The sequence below is a fragment of the Cumulibacter soli genome, from assembly GCF_004382795.1.
In the GTDB taxonomy this organism is placed as follows: Bacteria; Actinomycetota; Actinomycetes; order Mycobacteriales; family Antricoccaceae; genus Cumulibacter; species Cumulibacter soli.
In genome coordinates this window covers 447,082-466,508 of sequence record NZ_SMSG01000002.1, presented here as the reverse complement: position 1 = coordinate 466,508, position 19,427 = coordinate 447,082, and the positions used below count along the sequence as shown (strand labels likewise).

At 65.1% G+C, this 19,427-nt stretch carries 19 protein-coding genes; 13 read left to right on the top strand and 6 right to left on the bottom strand.

What is annotated here, in order from left to right; genetic code table 11:
• Positions 1-45 precede the first annotated feature (45 nt).
• On the top strand, positions 46-645 hold the full coding sequence (locus tag E1H16_RS05895; protein WP_166741639.1) for a TetR/AcrR family transcriptional regulator: 600 nt from the start codon (positions 46-48) through the stop codon (positions 643-645).
• Here the strand turns inward: E1H16_RS05895 and E1H16_RS05890 are convergent.
• Positions 642-1,748: a methyltransferase gene (locus tag E1H16_RS05890; RefSeq protein WP_134322753.1), complete on the bottom strand. Its 1,107-nt coding sequence runs from the start codon at positions 1,746-1,748 to the stop codon at positions 642-644. The genes E1H16_RS05895 and E1H16_RS05890 overlap by 4 nt on opposite strands.
• Here E1H16_RS05890 and glmS point away from each other — a divergent pair.
• The 3 genes from glmS to E1H16_RS05875 are packed head-to-tail and all read left to right on the top strand — an operon-like array spanning position 1,747 to position 5,522.
• Positions 1,747-3,690, top strand: coding sequence for a glutamine--fructose-6-phosphate transaminase (isomerizing) (glmS, locus tag E1H16_RS05885; protein ID WP_243837698.1), 1,944 nt, complete (start codon positions 1,747-1,749; stop codon positions 3,688-3,690). The genes E1H16_RS05890 and glmS overlap by 2 nt on opposite strands.
• Positions 3,691-4,080 carry a holo-ACP synthase gene (locus E1H16_RS05880; RefSeq protein WP_134322752.1) on the top strand — a complete coding sequence of 130 codons (390 nt, stop codon included), beginning with the start codon at positions 3,691-3,693 and terminating at the stop codon, positions 4,078-4,080.
• A gap of 14 nt (positions 4,081-4,094) precedes the next feature.
• Positions 4,095-5,522 (top strand): NAD(P)H-hydrate dehydratase, encoded by a 1,428-nt coding sequence (locus E1H16_RS05875; RefSeq protein ID WP_134322751.1) that lies wholly within the window; start codon positions 4,095-4,097, stop codon positions 5,520-5,522.
• On the opposite strand, the gene E1H16_RS05870 is transcribed toward E1H16_RS05875, so the two are convergent.
• Both E1H16_RS05870 and E1H16_RS05865 read right to left on the bottom strand, forming a co-directional pair.
• Entirely contained in the window at positions 5,519-7,870 is a 2,352-nt protein-coding gene (locus tag E1H16_RS05870) for an MMPL family transporter (protein WP_208378877.1), read from the bottom strand. The two genes, E1H16_RS05875 and E1H16_RS05870, sit on opposite strands and share 4 nt — an antisense overlap.
• A gap of 35 nt (positions 7,871-7,905) precedes the next feature.
• Complete coding sequence (locus E1H16_RS05865) at positions 7,906-8,553, bottom strand: TetR/AcrR family transcriptional regulator (protein WP_134322750.1); 648 nt, start codon at positions 8,551-8,553, stop codon at positions 7,906-7,908.
• 141 nt (positions 8,554-8,694) lie between these two features.
• On the opposite strand from E1H16_RS05865, the gene alr reads away from it, so the two are divergent.
• From alr to E1H16_RS05830, 7 genes are all read left to right on the top strand, one after another.
• Positions 8,695-9,852 (top strand): alanine racemase, encoded by a 1,158-nt coding sequence (gene alr / locus E1H16_RS05860; protein WP_243837697.1) that lies wholly within the window; start codon positions 8,695-8,697, stop codon positions 9,850-9,852.
• A complete protein-coding gene (locus E1H16_RS05855) occupies positions 9,853-10,941 on the top strand; it encodes an alpha/beta fold hydrolase (RefSeq protein WP_134322749.1) in 1,089 nt (362 codons plus the stop codon).
• The gene (gene tsaE, locus E1H16_RS05850; protein ID WP_134322748.1) at positions 10,938-11,396 is read left to right on the top strand and encodes a tRNA (adenosine(37)-N6)-threonylcarbamoyltransferase complex ATPase subunit type 1 TsaE; all 459 of its coding nucleotides are present in this window, start codon (positions 10,938-10,940) and stop codon (positions 11,394-11,396) included. The genes E1H16_RS05855 and tsaE overlap by 4 nt, the downstream gene beginning before the upstream one ends.
• Entirely contained in the window at positions 11,393-12,076 is a 684-nt protein-coding gene (gene tsaB, locus E1H16_RS05845) for a tRNA (adenosine(37)-N6)-threonylcarbamoyltransferase complex dimerization subunit type 1 TsaB (protein ID WP_134322747.1), read from the top strand. The genes tsaE and tsaB overlap by 4 nt, the downstream gene beginning before the upstream one ends.
• The gene (gene rimI / locus E1H16_RS05840; RefSeq protein ID WP_243837695.1) at positions 12,073-12,519 is read left to right on the top strand and encodes a ribosomal protein S18-alanine N-acetyltransferase; all 447 of its coding nucleotides are present in this window, start codon (positions 12,073-12,075) and stop codon (positions 12,517-12,519) included. The genes tsaB and rimI overlap by 4 nt, the downstream gene beginning before the upstream one ends.
• The gene (gene tsaD, locus E1H16_RS05835) at positions 12,512-13,570 is read left to right on the top strand and encodes a tRNA (adenosine(37)-N6)-threonylcarbamoyltransferase complex transferase subunit TsaD (RefSeq protein ID WP_208378876.1); all 1,059 of its coding nucleotides are present in this window, start codon (positions 12,512-12,514) and stop codon (positions 13,568-13,570) included. Before rimI ends, tsaD begins: the two co-directional genes overlap by 8 nt.
• A gap of 108 nt (positions 13,571-13,678) precedes the next feature.
• Positions 13,679-14,149: a PPOX class F420-dependent oxidoreductase gene (locus E1H16_RS05830; protein ID WP_134322746.1), complete on the top strand. Its 471-nt coding sequence runs from the start codon at positions 13,679-13,681 to the stop codon at positions 14,147-14,149.
• Positions 14,150-14,326: 177 nt separating this feature from the next.
• On the opposite strand, the gene E1H16_RS05825 is transcribed toward E1H16_RS05830, so the two are convergent.
• A complete protein-coding gene (locus E1H16_RS05825) occupies positions 14,327-15,508 on the bottom strand; it encodes a THUMP-like domain-containing protein (protein WP_134322745.1) in 1,182 nt (393 codons plus the stop codon).
• 183 nt (positions 15,509-15,691) lie between these two features.
• Between E1H16_RS05825 and groES the strand changes: the two genes are divergently transcribed.
• Entirely contained in the window at positions 15,692-15,991 is a 300-nt protein-coding gene (gene groES, locus E1H16_RS05820) for a co-chaperone GroES (protein ID WP_134322744.1), read from the top strand.
• A gap of 152 nt (positions 15,992-16,143) precedes the next feature.
• Positions 16,144-17,775, top strand: coding sequence for a chaperonin GroEL (groL, locus tag E1H16_RS05815; protein WP_134322743.1), 1,632 nt, complete (start codon positions 16,144-16,146; stop codon positions 17,773-17,775).
• A 250-nt stretch (positions 17,776-18,025) separates the two neighbouring features.
• Here the strand turns inward: groL and E1H16_RS05810 are convergent, their stop codons facing one another.
• Positions 18,026-18,958, bottom strand: a complete 933-nt coding sequence (locus E1H16_RS05810; protein WP_134322742.1) for a serine/threonine dehydratase — start codon at positions 18,956-18,958, stop codon at positions 18,026-18,028.
• A 13-nt stretch (positions 18,959-18,971) separates the two neighbouring features.
• Entirely contained in the window at positions 18,972-19,406 is a 435-nt protein-coding gene (locus E1H16_RS05805) for a DUF5319 family protein (RefSeq protein WP_208378875.1), read from the bottom strand.
• Positions 19,407-19,427 lie beyond the last annotated feature (21 nt).

Sequence of the window (19,427 nt, the reverse complement as noted above, 5' to 3'; positions counted from 1 at the left end):
CGCGCCGCTGTCATGGCTGTCGATCCGGGTCGATACAGTGGGCCGATGGCCACGAGTGCGCGCGGTACGCGGCGACGAGAACAGATCTTGACGCAGGCCGTTGCCCAGTTCGACGAGTACGGCTATCACGCGACATCGTTGCAGTCCATCGCCGACGCGGTCGGCATCCGCAAAGCCTCGCTCTATTACTACTTCGCCAACAAGGATGAGATCCTGCTCGAGCTGCATGACCGACTCATCGACGAAGTGACCGCTAAACATGCGCAGCGACTCGACGCCGGCGGACTGACGAGCACCCAGCTCATCGGCGCGATGATGCGCGATGTCATCACCCTGATGGAGACCCGTCCGGGGCACCTGCGAGTGTTCTTCGAAAGTTACCGAGGGTTGAGTGTCGATACGCATGATCGCGTCTCGGGGGCACGTTCGGCCTACCGCCGTGCGATCCGCGATGTCATCGAGGCAGGCGTGGCCAGCGGAGAGTTCGACGTCGACGACCCGCACCTGGCCAGTCTTGCCGTCCTATCGCTGATGAACTGGACGTACCAGTGGTTCGACACCGATGGCGATCTGAGTGCCACGCAGGTCGCCGATGGTTATCTGCAACTCCTGCTGGAGGGAATGCGTCCGCATACGGCGGGCTAACGGATCGCCCGCACCACGGTGAACTTCGGGTGGCTCTCTAGGAGGTCGACCGAGGCGAATACCTGCTTGAGGTAGCGGTGGTAGTGCAGATGACGGTTCGCCACCAGATACAACTGGCCTCCGGGGCGTAGCGCTGCTTGCGCGTGTTCCAACAGTCGCAGTCCAACCCATTCGTCGACGGCATGCCCGGCATGAAACGGCGGGTTGCACAGCACGACGTCCAGGCTGCCCGGGTCAACTTCGAGGAGCCCGTCGCCGAGTACGAGCGAGACATCGCGGTCATCGCCGAACGCGGCGTGCCAGGACCGATCGGCGCTGGCAATCGCGGCCGCTGACTCGTCCACCAACAGGTACGACGCCTGTGGGTTCTGTTGTGCCGAAACGATTGCCAGCACGCCGTTGCCACAGCCCAGGTCCGCGACGCGCGCATTGCCGAGCCCCTCCGGGAGGTGGGGCAATAGTAGTCGCGTGCCGAGGTCGAGCCCGCTGGTGGCGAAGGTGCCCGGCGCGTTGTGTAGTTCCTGCCCGCCGGGTGCTTCGTAGATCCCCCAGGGTGGCGGGTCGGCGGCCAGGTGATCGCGGGTGGACCGCAGCAGTCGCGCTTTACCGTGCGCCAGGCTTGCGGTCGTCGGCCCAATCTGGCGTTCCAGGATTTCGGTGACCCAGCGGCCGAGGTGCTTGACCATCTCCCCGGTCACGACCGGCGTACCTTCGGCGAGGTACTCACCGATTTCGTGCAGTTGCTCCTCCAGCAGCGCCCGGGCCTTGCCCGGACGCGCTAACACCAGATCGAAATCCTGGGTCGGCATGGCGTCGGCGATCGTCGCCGTGCGGTTGTTGGCTTCAAGATTCTGCTCCGTGGCGATCCGCGACAGCACCGAATCGCTGTACATCGTCACCTCCGCGCGTCCGGCCAACGCCGTACTCAGGGCGCCGTGCCGATCGCCGAGGATGAGGATCGTGTGGGCATCCGGATGGCGCTCGGCGACCTCCGCCAGCAGGTACGTATCCCCGCCGTCGTAGGGCAGCAGCAACTCCCGCTCACGACGTGGATAGCGAGAGAGGGAGAGGGTAGACCAGTCAAAAGGCGGCGAGGTATCCATGATTCCTCCAGCATGCCCTACGCCACTGCAGGTTGCCGCAGCACGCGGCCAACTTGCCAGTACCCTGGTGCGCATGTGTGGAATCGTCGGATATGTCGGGCCCCAGCAGGCCGGGGACGTCGTCATGGAGGGCCTGCGCCGGTTGGAGTACCGCGGGTATGACTCGGCCGGCGTCGCCATCGTCGCCGATGGTGAACTGCATCAACGCAAGAAGGCGGGCAAGCTCGCGAACCTGAGCGCCGAACTTTCCAGCGCCCCGTTGCCGGCCTCGACGATTGGTATGGGCCATACCCGCTGGGCAACCCACGGCAAGCCGAATGATCGCAACGCGCACCCGCACACCTCACACACCGGTCATGTCGCCGTCGTGCACAACGGGATCATCGAGAACTTCGCGGGTTTGCGCGATGAGCTCGAGTCTCGCGGGGTTGAGATGTCTTCGGATACCGACACCGAAGTGGTCGCGCATCTCGTCGACGAGTCGTACGAGCGGGTGCCGGCGGATCATCCGACGCGACTGCGTGAAGCCGTCCGCCGCGTCTGTAACCTGCTTGAGGGTGCGTTCACGCTGGTGATCACGCACGCGGCTGAGCCCGACACCATCATTGGCGCACGCCGCAATTCCCCGTTGGTGGCTGGGGTCGGCGACGGCGAGTACTTCCTCGGTTCGGACGTCGCCGCGTTCATTGCCCAGACTCGCGAAGCGATCGAGCTCGGCCAGGACCAGATCTGCGAACTGCATCGTGAGCGTGGAATCACCGTCACCACGTTCGACGGTGGCGCCGTCGAGCCGGTCCACTACACGATCGACTGGGACGATGCGGCCGCCGAGAAAGGCGGTTACGACTGGTTCATGCTCAAGGAGATTGCTGAGCAGCCGGCCGTCGTAGCCGATACGATCCGTGGCCGGCTCACCGACACCGGCGGTATCGCGCTGGATGAAGTTCGGCTATCGGATCAAGACTTCCGGGATATTACGAAGATCTTCATCATCGCGTGCGGTACCTCCTCGTACGCCGGAATGATCGCGAAGTACGCGATCGAGCACTGGACTCGAATCCCGTGTGAAGTCGAGTTGGCCAGTGAGTTCCGCTACCGTGATCCGGTGCTGGACCGCTCCACGCTGGTCATTGCGATCAGCCAGTCCGGGGAAACCATGGACACGTTGATGGCGCTGCGGCACGCGAAGTCCCAGCACGCGAAGATTCTGGGTATCTGCAATACCGTCGGCTCGACCATCCCACGTGAATCGGACGCTGTGCTCTACACCCGTGCCGGAGTAGAGATCGCGGTCGCCTCGACTAAGGCGTTTCTCGCCCAAATCGTTGCCTGCTACTTGATCGCGCTACATCTCGCCAGCGTCCGCGGCGTCAAATGGGGCGATGAGGTCGCGGCGATCGTCGACCAGATCAGGTCGATGCCCGACGCCGTGGAGCGAGTACTGGACACCATGGAACCGGTGCGTACACTGGCGCGCACCGAACTCGCCGATGTGCAGCAAATGCTGTTCCTCGGTCGGCATGTCGGATACCCGATCGCCCTGGAAGGCGCCTTAAAGCTCAAGGAACTCGCCTACCTGCACGCCGAGGGATTCGCGGCCGGTGAGTTGAAGCACGGCCCGATCGCGCTGGTGTCCGAAGGCACCCCGGTAGTGGTGGTCTGCCCGTCGCCATTGGGTAGGGATTCCTTGCACAGCAAGGTTGTCTCGAACATCCAGGAAGTCCGGGCCCGCGGCGCGAGGACCATCGTGATCGCGGAGGAGGGTGACGAACTCGTGACGCCGTACGCCGATCACGTCATCAGGGTGCCGCGCTGCCCGGTGTTGCTCGCCCCGTTGGTGACCGCCGTACCGCTGCAAGTTCTGGCGTGTGAGATCGCCGCGGCGAAGGGGTTGGATGTTGACCAGCCTCGTAATCTCGCGAAGTCGGTCACGGTCGAATAGATGATTGTCGGTGTCGGCGTCGATGTCTGCCCGGTTGAGCGGTTTGCAGAGTCGCTGTTGCGCACACCGAAACTGCGAGAGCGGCTGTTCACGGCAGCCGAGCAACTGACACCAACCGGACGACCGCGGGCGGCGACGTCGCTGGCGGCACGCTTCGCAGCCAAGGAAGCCCTGGCGAAGGCGCTCGGTGCGCCAGGAAATCTGCATTGGCACGACGCCGAGATCGAGGTCGCCGAACGTGGCAGACCGCGGCTGATCACTCGGGGGACGGTACGTGCGCGCGCCGATCAGTTGGGGGTGCGCGGCTGGCAAATCTCGCTGTCGCACGATGGAGGAATCGCCGTGGCGATGGTAGTCGCGCTGGCGATGGAGGTCCCGGAGATTCCCTAGGGGGTTGCAGCGCGATGATTCCGATGTACACGGCCGAGCAGGTCCGTGACGCAGAGGCCGCTCGCATGCGTGAAGTTCCGGCCGGATCCCTGATGCAACAGGCGTCGTACGGTCTGGCCCAGGTGGTGTTGCGGCTGCTGCGCGCCTCGGGCGGAGTGTACGGTCGCCGCGTCGTGCTTCTGGTCGGGCCCGGCGGTAACGGTGGGGATGCGTTGTACGCCGGTGTGACGCTGCTGCGCCGAGGGGTTGGGGTCGAGGCAGTGCTGCTGCGCTCGCAGACGTACCCCGGCGCTTTGCCCGCGTTCCTCGCCAGCGGCGGGACGATCGGTCCGCAGGACGAGGCCGCGAGCGCGATCGACGATGCGCACGTCGTCATCGACGGCATCGCCGGACTCGGATCGAGTCGCGATGTGGGGCTCGCCGAGCCGTTGCGGGTGGCGCTCGCGCGGCATCGATGCATCGTCGCCGCCGACGTCCCCTCGGGAGTCGTCCCGGATAGCGGGCGCGCCGCCGCGGACGCGATCGCCGCGCACACCACGGTGACTTTCGGCTGTTTCAAGACCGCGCACTTCCTCGCACCCGCGGCGAATCACTGCGGAACGGTGGAACTCATCGATATCGGTCTGGCGCCACACCTGTCCGAGCCTGCGGCGCACGTATTGAGCGCCGACGACGTGTACGGCTCGTGGCCACGGCAGGCGTACAACGGCGATAAGTATGCGCTGGGTGTCGTCGCGATTGCCGCTGGCTCATCGACCTATCCGGGCGCGGCGGTGTTGAGTGTCGGCGGGGCACTGCGCGCGAAAGCCGGGATGGTCCGCTACGCCGGCGAAGCGAGCGAGCCGGTGCTGGCGGCGTGGCCCGAAGCTGTTGCCTGCTCTGCCATCGCCGACGCTGGACGGGCACAAGCGTGGATCGTAGGTCCCGGTCTGGGCACGGATGAGCGCGCCGAGCAGGCCGTGCGCGACGTCTTGGCGCTGGACGTGACGGCGCTCGTCGACGCCGATGCCATCACCGTGCTGGCCCGGAATCCGGAATTGCTGGACGGCCGGACGGCGCCGACGGTTCTGACCCCACATGCGGGGGAGTTCCGCCGGCTTTTCGGCGACATCGACGATCCGCTGTCCGCTGCTCAACGTGCGGCGGAGAAGTCGGGGGCGGTCGTGCTGTTGAAGGGGCCAACGACCGTCATTGCTGCCGCTGGCCAAACCCCGTTCGTGAACCCGACGGGCACGCCGCAACTCGCGACGGCGGGCAGCGGTGATGTCCTCGCCGGTATTGCCGGAGCATTGCTGGCTGCCGGGATCGAGCCGCAGCGGGCCGCGGCGATGGCCGCGTACGCACACGGCGAGGCGGCCGCCAGCGCACCGTACTCGGTCCTTGCCTCGGACCTGCCCGGCTTGCTGCGCGACCGCCTCGAGGGTCAACAGTGCAATCGTTAACTGACTGTCGCGGGCTCCTTCGCTGCTTCGGCCCTCTCCTTGGCTTCCAGGTGCGCCAATAGCTTCGTACCCTCGACGTCCGCGTGCGGCACGATCTTCTCCAGCCACTTCGGCAGGTACCAGGCCTTCTCGCCCAGCAGCCGCATCACGGCAGGCACGATCGTCATACGCACCACGAAGGCGTCGAACAGTACGCCGAACGCGAGTGAGAATCCGATCGAGGCGATGATCGCATCGGGGGCCAAGATGAACCCGGCGAACACCGAGATCATGATGATCGCCGCGGCCGTGACCACTCGTGAACCGGCCATGTAGCCCATGGAGACCGACCGGCGGGCGTCCAAGCCATGTTCGTGTGATTCACGCATGCCCGAGACCAGGAACATCTCGTAGTCCATGGACAGGCCGAACAGGATGCCGATCAGCAATACCGGCAGGAAGCTGATGATTGGTGCGGGCGTGTCCACGCCGAACAGCCAACTCAGCCAGCCGAGCTGGTAGACCGCAACCACCGCGCCGAATGACGCTGCGATGGTCAGCAGGAAGCCGAGCACCGCCTTCAGCGGGACGATCAGCGAGCGGAATACCAACAGCAGCAGGATCAGCGCGAGTCCGACCACGATGCTCAGGTAGGGCACGAGTGCGTCCGCCAGCTTCTCGGAGATGTCCATCTGGACCACGTTGAGACCGGTGACTTCCAGCGTTGCGCCGTACTCGTCACCGAGTTGTGCGGCGAGTGCGCGTACGTCGTGGACCAGCTGTTCGGTCGCCTCGTCGTCCGCTCCGGTGCCTGGCACGATCTGCAGCGCGAAGAACGTACCGTCCTCGTTCCCGGCGATCGCCGACACCGAGGCAACGTTGTCCAGATTGGCGATCTCGCTGATGTACGGCGCCATCAGTGCTTGCGCCTTACCTTGTGACACGGCCATCTGTAGCGCAGCCTGCGGGTCCATACCGTACTGCGCAATTTCGGGATGCTCGGTCATCATCTGCTGCAGGCTCTGCTGAACCTCGGACTCGACCTGAGCGCTGGTCTGCTCGTCGAGCACCTGCGGTTCGTCAGGCTCCACGAGCACCAGCAGTGGGTTGTTAGCGCCGTCGCCGAAGCCCTCGGCAACCAGATCGTACGACTGACGCTTGGTGGTATCCGGAGCCGCGCTGCCGTCGGTGGGCAAACCGAGTCGTAGCTGCATCGCCGGAATAGCGATGATCGCCAGTAGCACGACGCCACCGAGCAACGCGACGATCGGACGGCGGTCGATGAAGGAGATCCACCGGTTCGGCTTGTGGTGTTCGCTGGCCTCGCTCAACGCCGCATCGTGTGCAGCAGCGGCCGCGCGCTCCTTCTTCGGCAGGACCTTGTAGCCGGCGAAGCCGAGCAAGGCAGGTACCAGCGTGATCGCGATCAACATGGCCATGAGGACGGTGAACGCTGAGCCAAGGCCCATGACTCCGAGGAACGGGACCCCGACGACGGTCAGCGCGGCGAGCGCAATAACGACGGTGAGTCCGGCGAACACCACAGCGGTGCCGGCGGTGCCGTTCGCGCGGGCGATGGCTTCTTCCATCGGAATGCCGCGGCGCAATAGATCCCGGTGTTTGGAGACGATGAACAGCGCGTAATCGATGCCGACCGCCAGTCCGAGCATGAGCGCGAGAATCGGTGCAGTCTCCGACATATCTGTGAATCCGGAGACGATCAAGATACCGGCGAGCCCCACGCCGATACCGATCAGCGCAGTCAGTAGGGGGAGTCCGGCGGCGACGACAGATCCAAAGGTGATCAGCAGGACGACGACCGCGACGATGACGCCGATTACCTCGGTCGAGCCGATCGCAGGCATAGCGGCACTCGCGGCGCCGCCGACCTCGACCCGCAAGGTGTCGGTGCCGGAGTTCTCTTGAATATCTGCGATACCGTCGATGGTTTCGGTGGGGATCGATCCGATCTCGCCATCGAACACGACGGAGATGTAGCCGATGGTGCCGTCCTCGGAGATACTGCTGCCCGGCATCGGCGGTGTGATCGACACGACCGAGGGCATATCCGCGGTCTCAGTCATGATCTCGCTGATGACGGCTTGGTTCTCCGGGTCGGAGAGTGTCGTTCCGTCGGTCGCTTCCAAAGCGATCGTGCCGGTCGTGCCGCCGGCGGCCGGCATCTCGTCGGTGAGCTTCTCCAGGGCGGCCTGCGATTTCAGGCCGGGGATGCTGAACTCAGAGGTGAATGTGCCCATCACGGCCGCGGCGGTTCCGCCGACGGCGAGCAGGATGATCAGCCAAACTGCGAGCACGCCTTTGCGGGCGCGGGCGCTGAAATGCCCGATCTTGTAAAGCAGAGTTGCCACGGTGGTCCTTCCGGGACGTGGTGATCGGCGGGTGGTTACGAGCGAGGTATGCGGTTGTTGCTGTACAACTCACGGATCGCGCTGAGATGCGGATCCGCCCAGGACAGGTCGAGAATGCCGAGGGACGAGGTGACTAAGGCAGTGAGCGCGGCCGTCCCTCCGGTGGCGTCGTTGTCCAGCCAGTAATCGACAGCGACGGTGATACACGTGCTGATCGCTGCGATAGTGGCGTTCAAGTGCAAGCGATCTATCGAGTCGCCGGACGCTTCCATCAGTAGGTCGGCGAGTTCGTCGCATTTGGACTGCTCGGCGAATGCCACAGCAGCCGCGACTTCGGGTTCGTCACGGGCGATGGTGTGTAGGCGCTGTACGTTCGTCCAGAAACTTTCGTCCAGCGATTGGAAAGCTCGGGCGAGTCGCTCGCCAGTGCCGCCGGAATCCTGGGCGATTAGTTCTTGTACGACGTCGGCCACGAACTCGCCACCGACGACGCCGGCATAGCAGTCGGCCTTGGAGGCGAAGTAGTTCGAGATCGTGCGACGCGAGACCCCGGCGGCGGCCGCGATTTCGGCGACGGTCACATCGGCGTACGGCCGGGCGTCCGTGAGCGCGAGAGCGGCCTGGGAAATCGCTTTCCTGGTCTCGTTCTTCTTCTGCTCCCGCAGGCTGAGTGCTTCGGTCATGAATTCAGGATGCCCAAAAGTTGCCCAATGTGCAAAGTTGCCCAATGTGCACTTTGACACGTCGTGGTGTTGGCCACACGATGTGCTCGGGAACGCCGGTGGGTGTGCGGCTGACACCCGGTCGTGCGGCACACTGGACGGGTGAGTGCGCCGACCGATCAACGCCCCCCGATGGCGGTGCTCGATATCGACCTGGCCGCCATTCGTCACAACGTTGCGTTGCTTCGTGAGCGGGTTGATCGCCCGCTGATCGCGGTCGTCAAAGGCGACGGTTATGGGCACGGCATCATCGAGGTCACGCGAGCCGCGCTCGAGGCCGGCGCAGATGGCATCGGCGTCACGACGATCGCTGAGGCGCGGGCCGTGCGTTCGGCCGGTATCGATGCCCCGCTGGTGTCGTGGCTGCACGCGCCAGGTGCCGACTTCGAATGGGCATTGCGACACGATGTTGAGGTTGGTATTGGCGCCATCGAGGCGTTAGAGGACGTCGCTGCGCTCGAGTTGCCCGCGAGACTGCACCTGAAAATCGACACTGGTCTCGCTCGCGGAGGGTGCCCGCCGCACCTGTGGCCACAATTGGTGGCGCGTGCCGCTCAATTGGCTCGAGACGGTCGACTACGCATCGTCGGCATCTGGAGTCACTTCGCCTGCGCTGACGAGCCCGCTCACCCCAGCGTGCGACATCAGTTGGCGCGACTGCACGAGGCGGCGGACGTGGCCAGGGCCGCCGGCTTGCGGGAGTTCGCGCTGCACATCGCAAACTCTGCCGCGACGCTGACCGCGCCAGAAAGCTGGTGTGACGCCGTACGCCCTGGGATCGCGCTGTACGGGCTTGACCCGATGGCCGGCGATGGGGCTCGCTTTGGGTTGCGTCCGGCAATGCGCGCCAGCGCCCGGATCATGCTCGCTAAAGACGTGCCCGCCGGCACAGGCGTCTCGTACGGGCACACCTACGTGACCGAGCGTGCCACTCGATTAGCGGTAGTGCCGGTGGGTTACGCCGACGGCATCCCGCGAATTGCCAGTAACAAGGCGCCGGTGATGATCGGTGGTAAGCACTACCGCATTGCCGGACGAGTCTGTATGGATCAATTCGTCGTCGACGTCGGTGATGATCCTGTGCAGGCCGGCGACGAGGCCGTGCTGTGGGGAGATCCGGCGTACGGCGAACCCAGCGCGCAACAATGGGCTGACGCGGCCGGGACCATTCACTATGAGATCGTCTCGCGCGCGGGTGGGCGATTCCTTCGGCGTCACCATGACGATCTACGCGCCGACAGCGATGAGGAAGAGGAATAGATGGCACGCCGCAGCAAGACACTTGCCCTCATCGCCGGTGGCGTCGCCGTAGGCACGGCGCTGCTGAACACCGCCCGGATCATCACCGAGCGCACCACCGTCCGGCGCGCGCACAACCAGGACGATCCCGTGGCCGGGACCGCATTCGGCGAGCTTCGCGCCGACAAGCACTACACCGTGACGGCAACAGACGGCACTCCCTTGTACGTCGAAGAGGTCGGGTCGGCGACCGCACCGGTCACTGTGATCTTCGCGCACGGATACGTGCTGGAGATGGGCTGCTGGCATTACCAGCGCCTGGCGCTGCAGGGCATCGACGATCCGCGGATGCGTTTGGTGTTCTACGACCAGCGCTCGCACGGGCGCTCCGGGCGCTCGGAGTCCGATGACTGCACTATCGACCAACTCGGCAGCGACCTCGAGCAGATCCTGCGGGCGGCGAGTACCGAGAGTGATCGGGTGATCGTCGTGGGGCACTCCATGGGCGGTATGAGCATTATGGCGCTCGCGGATCGACGTCCCGAACTATTCGGCACCTTGATCGACGGCGTCGTGCTGATCTCGACGTCCGCCGGTGATCTGGTGGCCGCCGAACCCGCCGACTTGTCGAGTTCGATCATGAGCCACGTCGTCCCGACGATCTCGAAGGCGGCCCAGTTCGCGCCGAAGTGGATCGAGGGCGGACGCAAAATGCTCGGCAACAGCATCTGGCTGGCGACGCGTAAGTACTCATTCGGGAGTGCGGACACACCCGCCTCGCTGACCGACTACATGGACCGGATGATCTCGGCCACACCATTGGAGGTGATGGCCGACTTCTACCCGACGTTGGCCGGTCACGACAAACTGCGTGCGCTCCCGGCGATCGCGAAGGCGCCGGTGCTGGTCATTTGTGGTGATGAAGACCGGATGACGCCGATCGATCACAGCGAACTGATCGCGCGTGAGTTGCCGTCCGCGGACCTGTTCGTCGTACCCGGTGCAGGGCATATGGCGATCTTGGAGAAACCAGAGTTGTGCAACGATCAGTTACTGGGCTTCATTCGACGGGTCGTCTCGCATCCGGTCCGCAAGAGCCGGTCAGCGTGAGCGTTCCGCGGCGGTTCGTGGCCGAAACTGCAGCCGACCTGCAGCAGTTTGCCGCGCAGGTAGCAGCGCAGTTGCGCCCCGGTGACCTGGTGTTGTTGAGCGGTCCGCTCGGTGCCGGTAAGACCACGTTCGCGCAGGGGGTCGGCGCAGCGCTCGGTGTGCGGGAGCGACTTACCTCGCCGACCTTCGTGATTGCTCGAGAGCATCGCGGCCGCGTTCCGGTCGTGCATGTGGATGCGTATCGGCTCAGCGGACTGGACGAACTGGAGGATCTGGACCTCGAATCCGAACTGGACGAAGCAGTCGTACTTGTCGAATGGGGGCAGGGTATGGCCGAAGTGCTGGCTGAGGGCTACCTGATGGTTGATATCGATCGCGAGTCCGGTGCCGGTGAGAGCCGCGTGGTGCAGCTGTCGGCAGTCGGAGATCGGTGGACCGGTGTGATCGCGACATGAAAGTTCTAGCGATTGATACGTCGTCTGCTCGCATCGTGAGCGGGATCGTCGAGGTAACAGGTACCGACATCACGACGCTCGCCGAGTCATCGACAACGGGGGCAACGATGCACGCGGAGGTCCTGGCGCCCAGCATCGCGCAGGCCTCCCATGTCGCCGGCGTACCGCTGGCCGAACTGGACGGGATCGTCGTGGGACTCGGACCCGGGCCGTTCACCGGCTTACGGGTGGGTATCGTGACCGCCGCGTCGATCGGCGATGCGTTGGGACTGCCGGTGTGGGGTGTCGGCTCGTTGGACGCGGTGGCCGTAGGAGCCTCGGGGCTCACGCTGGTCGTGTCCGACGCGCGACGCAAGGAGGTCTACTTTGCCTGGTACGACGGGGATCGGCGGATCGACGGCCCCGATGTGCGACGTCCCGAAGACCTCGATACGCGTGGATCGCGCGCGGTCCGCGTGGTGCACGCCGGTGCGTCGAAGTACCTCGAAGAGTTACAGCGGTTGGGCTCGGTCGTGACTGAGCGGTACCCGACGCCGGACTCACTGGTGCACCTCGCCGTACGCGACGGACTCGTCGGCGGGCCATCGAACACGTTGGAGCCGATCTACCTGCGACGCCCCGATGCCGCTGAGCCGAAACCGAAGCCGCGGTTGGATGTCACCGGGCCGACCGGGCGATGAGCGACGTCCAGCTACGAGCGATGACGTCCGACGACCTGCCGTCGGTGCTGCGCCTGGAGCACGAGTTGTTCGGGGCGCAGGCGTGGACCGAGCACATGCTCCGTGAGGAACTTTGCGACGATGCCACCCGCTGGTACATCGTTGCCTCTCATTGCAACGTCGTGCAGGGGTATGCAGGGCTGGCCGCGTTTGGCGAGGAAGCGCACGTCATGACGATCGGCACCGATCCGAACGTGCAGGGACGGGGTATCGGTCGGCTGCTGCTGCGCGCTCTGCTGGCAGAGTCCGCCCGCCGCGGTGCGAGCAGGATCATCCTGGAAGTTCGAGTGGACAATAAACCGGCTATTGCCTTGTATGAAAGCGAAGGGTTCGTAACCGTGGGGGTGCGCAAGCGCTACTACCAACCGGAGAACGTCGATGCGGCGGTGATGATTCGTGGCTGAGTTGATCACGCGCTCTGGTAATGAGCCACTCGTGCTCGGATTCGAGACTTCGTGTGATGAGACCGGGATCGGTATCGTCCGCGGCGAGCAGATGCTGGCTAACGAGATCGCGTCAAGCGTCGACCTGCACGCGCGCTTTGGCGGTGTGGTGCCCGAGGTCGCATCCCGCGCGCACCTGGAAGCGATGGTGCCAACAGTGCAGCGGGCGCTGCGTGCCGCCGGCGTGACGTTGCGTGATATCGATGCGGTTGCGGTGACCGGCGGACCCGGCCTCGCCGGTGCGCTATTGGTCGGAACCGCGGCCGCGAAGGCATACGCGTTGGCGATCGACAAACCGCTGTACGCGGTGAACCACCTCGCGGCGCATGTGGCGGTCGATATCGTCGAGCACGGGCCGCTTCCCGAACCGACGATGGCGCTACTCGTGTCGGGCGGGCACTCCTCGATCCTGCAGGTGGATGACATCACCTCCTCGATCACCCCGTTAGGCGCCACGATCGACGATGCGGCGGGCGAGGCTTTCGACAAGGTGGCTCGGCTGCTGCAGCTCGGATTTCCTGGGGGGCCGGTGATCGACCGGCTCGCGGTCGACGGGGACAGCGCTGCGATCGCTTTTCCGCGTGGCCTGACCGGACCGGGTGATGCGCCGCTCGACTTTTCGTTCTCCGGGTTGAAGACGGCTGTTGCGCGGTGGGTCGAGGCGAAGCAGCGCGCCGGTGAGCCGATTCCGGTAGCCGATGTCGCGGCGTCGTTCCAAGAGGCGGTGGTCGACGTCCTGACGATGAAAACCATCAAGGCGTGCGTCGAGCGGGGTGTGGAGCACCTGCAGATTGGTGGCGGTGTCGCCGCGAACTCGCGGTTACGCGCGATGGCTCAGCAGCGATGCGACAAGGCCGGAATCGGCCTGCGCGTGCCCCGCGCCGGACTATGTACCGACAATGGCGCGATGGTGGCAGCCCTCGGCGCGCGGTTGGTTGCCGCGGGCGCCGCGCCGTCACAACTGAACTTTTCCGCGACGAGTTACTTGCCCGTCGAGATGATCACTCTATAACTGTGAGTCCGTGAACACTGACGGCTACGTGAGCGCACGAACCCGCGAACTCGTCGGCCGAGTGCGGCGGTGGCAATCGGCTTAACCTACGTAGCAAAGGAGAGCGCAGTGGCTCGCAAGATCGCAACGACGACGACAGTGAATCTGGACGGACTGCTGGAGTTCGTGCGTCCGCGGCACCGCATGGTGCTCGTCACCGCACGCGCGGACGGCACGCCGCAGCTGTCGCCGGTGACCGGCGGCGTTGATGATTCCGGCAGGATCGTGATCTCCACCTATCCGGAGCGGGCGAAGACGCGGAATGTGCGACGTACGCCCGAGGTCAGCATCATGGTGCTGTCGGACGAATGGAACGAGCCCTGGGTACAGATCGACGGGGTAGCGGAGGTCCTCGACGTGAACGACGGACCGCAGGCGCTCGACGCGTTTGTCGAGTACTTCCGCAATATTGCTGGCGAACACTCCGACTGGGATGAGTACCGGCAGGCGATGCTCGACCAGCAGAAGTCGTTGATTCGGATCACCGCGCGGCGTTGGGGTCCGGTGGCAACCGGTGGATTTCCCGCCGGGCGCGCCTAGGAAACCACGCCACAGCGCTCAAGCGCGGTATCTTCCACGCGCGGCGGACGCATAGCGCGGTTGTGCGACCAAAGCGCGAATGCTCTCGCGCTGTGGTGCGACAAACCCGCTTCCACGGCAGCGCCACGAACTGGCCATGTGCGTGGGCAACCACGCCATGCCTGCGGAAACGCGCGGTTACGCCGCGCGGGCAACAATGGCGAGCCGTCCGGCCAGGATCAGTACCAGCGGATCGCCGGTGCGTGAGCGCAACCGCGGCAGCAACTCGCGCCGCAGCGCCGTCGGATCAACAGAGATCCCGCGCTTTTTCACCACCAGATCTGACGCGTCGTACTTCGCGAGCGTTCGTGCGAGGGCGCGCTTGGCCCACGGCAGCGACTCCAATACCTCGTAGCGGTGCGCGAACGGCGTGTCGATCCTGCGATCGGAACTCAGGTACGCGATCCGCGGCTCGATCAACCGACCCGACAACTCCAGGGCGAGTTCGCCGATAAGCCCGGCCTGGTTGACCGCGCCATCAGGCTCATACACGAACGCCCCGAGTGCACCGAGTGGCGCAGGCGCGCCCGTGCCGGTCAACACATGCTCGGCGTCGCCGGACATCACCACAGCGCGTCGCGCGCCCGCCGCGTGCGGCGGTGACCAGAGGACCGCCTCCACTACAGAGCGACCTTGCTCGGTCTGTGTTGAAACCCATTCCGCATCCCACCCGGCGGGTACGTCCGAGGTGTTCAACGACGGCGACATCTTGGCCACCACCGTCAGGCCTCGCTCGTGCGTCGCCACCAGCGCGGACAGCGGGGGAGAGCAGAGTTGCGGATCGAATATCCGCCTGCCGTCGGCGCGCCGCGCGGGATCGAAATAGATCACGGATCCCGCCGGTAGCCCCGCTACGACGTCCAGTGCGTCGTCCTCGATGACCTGCACCGCCAGGGCAGAGGTATTCGCGCGCAGTACGGCGGCTACCGTCCCCGAATGCTCTACCGCGCGCACGCTCAGGCCGGCCGCCGCGTACGCCAACGAATCTGCGCCTATGCCCGCGCCTGCATCGGTCACCTCGGTGACGCCCAGTGCGACGAGTCGCCGTGCCCGGCGTGCGGAAACCTCCGCGCGGCTGGCCTGCTCCAGCGACTCGGCGAGCACTATCAGCCCATCGGCGCCTGCGCCGAATTTAGCGATCGCCTTCGGACGCAACTCGGCCTGCAGCAGGATCGCGTTCGCAACCGGTGCGTCGTACGCGGCGCGCAATCGGCTCAGTACGCGCAGCGTATCGGCGCCGGAAGCGAGTTCCTCCGCGACCCGAGAAACCTCCGCGCGCCCACTGCTTGAGGTGAGCGTCGGCAACACCGAACTGTCCAATGCGTCCTCCTATGGCGAACTTTTCACCAACTGCCCGCACCCCGGTGGCGGCATTAGCACTCATCGGGCTAGAGTGCTAATTGCATCTCGCGCCGACCCCCGCGACGGCGGTGCGGGCAGCAACACTTAGCAGTACCCATGTACCCAGCAAGCCAATTTCACCCCAGAGGGGGAGGTCAATTCATGGCAAAGGTGGCCATCAAGCCGCTTGAGGACCGCGTTGTCGTCCAGGCTAACGAGGCAGAGACCACGACCGCATCCGGCCTGGTAATTCCGGATACCGCGGCGGAGAAGCCCCAGGAGGGCACCGTCGTCGCTGTCGGCCCGGGTCGTATCGATGACAATGGCAACCGCGTCCCACTGGACGTCAAGGAAGGCGACGTCGTCATCTACTCGAAGTACGGCGGCACTGAGGTGAAGTACTCGGGCGAGGAGTACCTCGTCCTGTCGGCCCGCGATCTGCTGGCTGTCGTCGAGAAGTAATCTGACGCGCTCTGCAGCGCACCAGACAGCGAGTCCGCCCCGCTCCCCGAAACGGGTGCGGGGCGGACTGCTTACCTGAGCCGCTTTAATCAAGCCGCTTCACCAGCCGAATAACCAGGCGCTACCCGCGCCTTCGGAGGAGTAATCCACTCATGGCAAAGATCGTTAGCTTCGACGACGAAGCCCGCCGCGCACTGGAGCGCGGTGTCAACGCGCTGGCCGACGCCGTCCGCGTCACGCTCGGCCCGGCCGGACGCAACGTCGTACTCGACAAGAAGTTCGGTGCGCCGACCATCACCAATGACGGTGTCACCATCGCTCGTGAAATCGAGTTGGACGACGCGCAGGAAGATATGGGCGCCCAGCTCGTCAAGTCCGTCGCGATCAAGACCAACGATGTCGCCGGTGACGGTACGACGTCCGCCACGGTGCTCGCCCAGGCCATGGTCAAGGAGGGCCTGCGCAACCTCGCGGCGGGCGCCAACCCGATGGGCCTGAAGGTCGGTATCACCAAGGCTGTAGAGGCCGTCAACGCTCGACTCGACGAGCTCGCCTCCCCGGTTGAAGGGTCGGACTCGATCGCTAAGGTCGCCACGATCTCGGCGCAGAACGAGTCGGTGGGCACGCTGATCGCAGACGCTATGGAGAAGATCGGCACCGATGGTGTGATCACCGTCGAAGAGGGCTCCGGTATGGAGACCGCCCTCGAACTCACCGAGGGTATGCAGTTCGACAAGGGCTACATCTCGGCGTACTTCGTCACCGATCCGGACTCGATGGAGGCGTCGTTCGAGGACGCATACATCCTGCTGACCCAGGACAAGATCTCCACCGTCGCCGACCTGCTGCCCGTCCTCGAAGAGGTCGCGAAGGCAGGAAAGCCGCTGGTGATCATCGCCGAGGACGTCGATGGTGAGGCACTGTCCACACTCGTGGTCAACGCGATCCGCAAGACCTTCGCGGTCGTCGCGGTCAAATCGCCGTACTTCGGTGACCGCCGTAAGGCCTTCATGCAGGACCTCGCGATCGTCACCGGCGCCCAGGTCATCTCGCCCGAGGTCGGACTCGACCTCAAGAGCGCTGATCTGTCGCTGTTGGGTAAGGCGCGCCGCATCGTCGTCACCAAGGACACCACGACCGTCGTCGACGGCGACGGTGGCAAGGAGGCAGCCGACGGCCGCATCGCCCAGTTGCGTCGAGAGATCGACGCGACCGACAGCGATTGGGACCGCGAGAAGCTGCAGGAGCGACTGGCGAAGCTCGCCGGCGGTGTCGCGGTCATCCAGGCCGGCGCTGCCACCGAGGTCGAGATGAAGGAAAAGAAGCACCGCATCGAAGACGCCATCGCGGCTACCCGCGCTGCCGTTGATGAGGGTGTCGTCATGGGCGGCGGCGCCGCGCTGGTGCACGCCGCTGACGTGCTCGAAGGTGGGCTCGGCCTCAGCGGTGACGAGGCCACCGGCGTCAAGTTGGTTCGCGATGCGCTAGCGGCCCCGCTGTACTGGATCGCCCGCAACGCAGGCGTCGAGGGTTCGGTTATCGTGGAGAACGTCCGCACCGGCGATGCGAAGCTCGGTTATAACGCGCAGACCCACGAGTACGCCGATCTGCTCGCCGACGGCGTCATCGATCCGGTCAAGGTCTCCAAGGCTGCCGTGTCGAACGCGGCGTCGGTTGCCGCGATGCTGCTGACCACGCAGAGCGCGGTCAGCGAGGCACCGGTTGAAGAGGAGCCCGCGGGCGAAGGTCATGGGCATGGCCACGGTCATGGCCACGGCCACTAACTAATTAGGCCGTCGTACGGGCGGGGGTGCACAGCCACATCGGTTGTGCATCCCCGCCCCTCGCGTTTGTTGCTGGGAATCTCATCGTTGCTACCGCTGCTGAAAACGCAGTCTGAGCAGGCACTTATCGCTATATAGCAGACGAGTGGGCTCCTGCTCTGCGCTTTCTGCAGGTGTAAGTACCCGAGTGCTCGGTGTCTTCAGCAAGTGCACCTACCTGCGCGTTATCGGCAGGTGCAGGTTTACGCGGTTAGTTCATCGGCAGGTCGCTCGGATCGGCGTTCGCGCCGCACACCACTACAACGGTCCGCCCGTCCGAATCCGATGGCCGCACCTCGCGCGACAGGACGGTAGCCAGCGCGACCGCACCGCCGGGTTCGACCGCGAGCCGACACTCGCGCCACAGCAATTCCCGCGCCGCGGCGATCGCCGCATCGCTGACCACCACGGGTCGTACGCCGGCCGCGCGCATGGCTTCGAACGGCACCTCACCGACACTGCTCGCGCCGAGGGAGTCCGACGCGAGTCCGTGGGGCGCGATCCTCACCGGCGATCCGGCCTCGTGCGCCCGCAGGAACGTCGGTGCGCCCTCCGGCTCGGCCGCCACCAGTTCCACCGACGGGCCGAACCACGCGGCGGTACCACCCATCAACCCGCCGCCGCCAACAGCGACAACGACCCGCGCCACGTCCGGCACCTGTTGCTCGATCTCCAGCGCCATCGTCGCTTGACCCGTCACGGTCAGGATGCCGTCGTACCCGTGCACCGCCAGCGCGCCGTCTCGTGCTGCGTCGGCGAGGCTGGCCGAATACGCGTCGGCGTACGTCTGCCCGACTTCGGTGACCCGCGCGCCCAAACTGCGCAGCCGCGATACCTTTGCGCGTGGCGCCGTCGTCGGTACGTAGATCACCGCCGGAATGCCAAGCCGTTTCCCGACGTACGCCACAGCAAGCCCGTGATTACCGCCGGACGCCGCCACCAGCATCGTCGGGGGCACGTCGGCGCGCAAAGCATTCAGGAACGCGCCGCGCGGTTTGAAACTGCCGACATGCTGGAGTTGTTCCAACTTCAGTACGACGGTGCCGACGTCGTCCAGCCCCATCTCAAGCACGGGCGTACGGCGTACATGCGGAGCCAACAATGCAGCAGCGGCGGTGATCTCGGTACGACTAGGAACTCCCACGCCGCCTCCGATGTCAGTTGTCCGGTTGGCCGATTTCCGTGACTGCGTCGGCGTAACCGCTGGCGTAGTCCCAGGTCACGAAGTCTTCTGGGCGCGGATTGAACGGTGGCTCGTGCACGTGCGATTGGTCGTGTTGCAGCATGTTCAGCAGGTTGCTGCGCATGATCTCCCAGGCGTAGAAATGCGTTTCCTCGCAGCCCGCGCATTCCATGCAGATGCCACGGACACCGCGCGGTTCAAGCAGTCGCTGAAACTCGTCCAGGTCCTCCAGATCGTGCACCACTAACTCGCGCTCTTCGGCGGTGAGCGGCGGGACCTGCTCCTCAGCGTCGAGTTCGCCGGCCGGATCTCGCTCACCCTCAAACGGATCAAGCGGGCTCAATTGGGCAAACAGATCGCGAGCGATCTGTTCTTCTCGTCGGCGGCGTTCTTCGGGGTCATGCTGCACGCCTACAGCGTAGACCCTGCG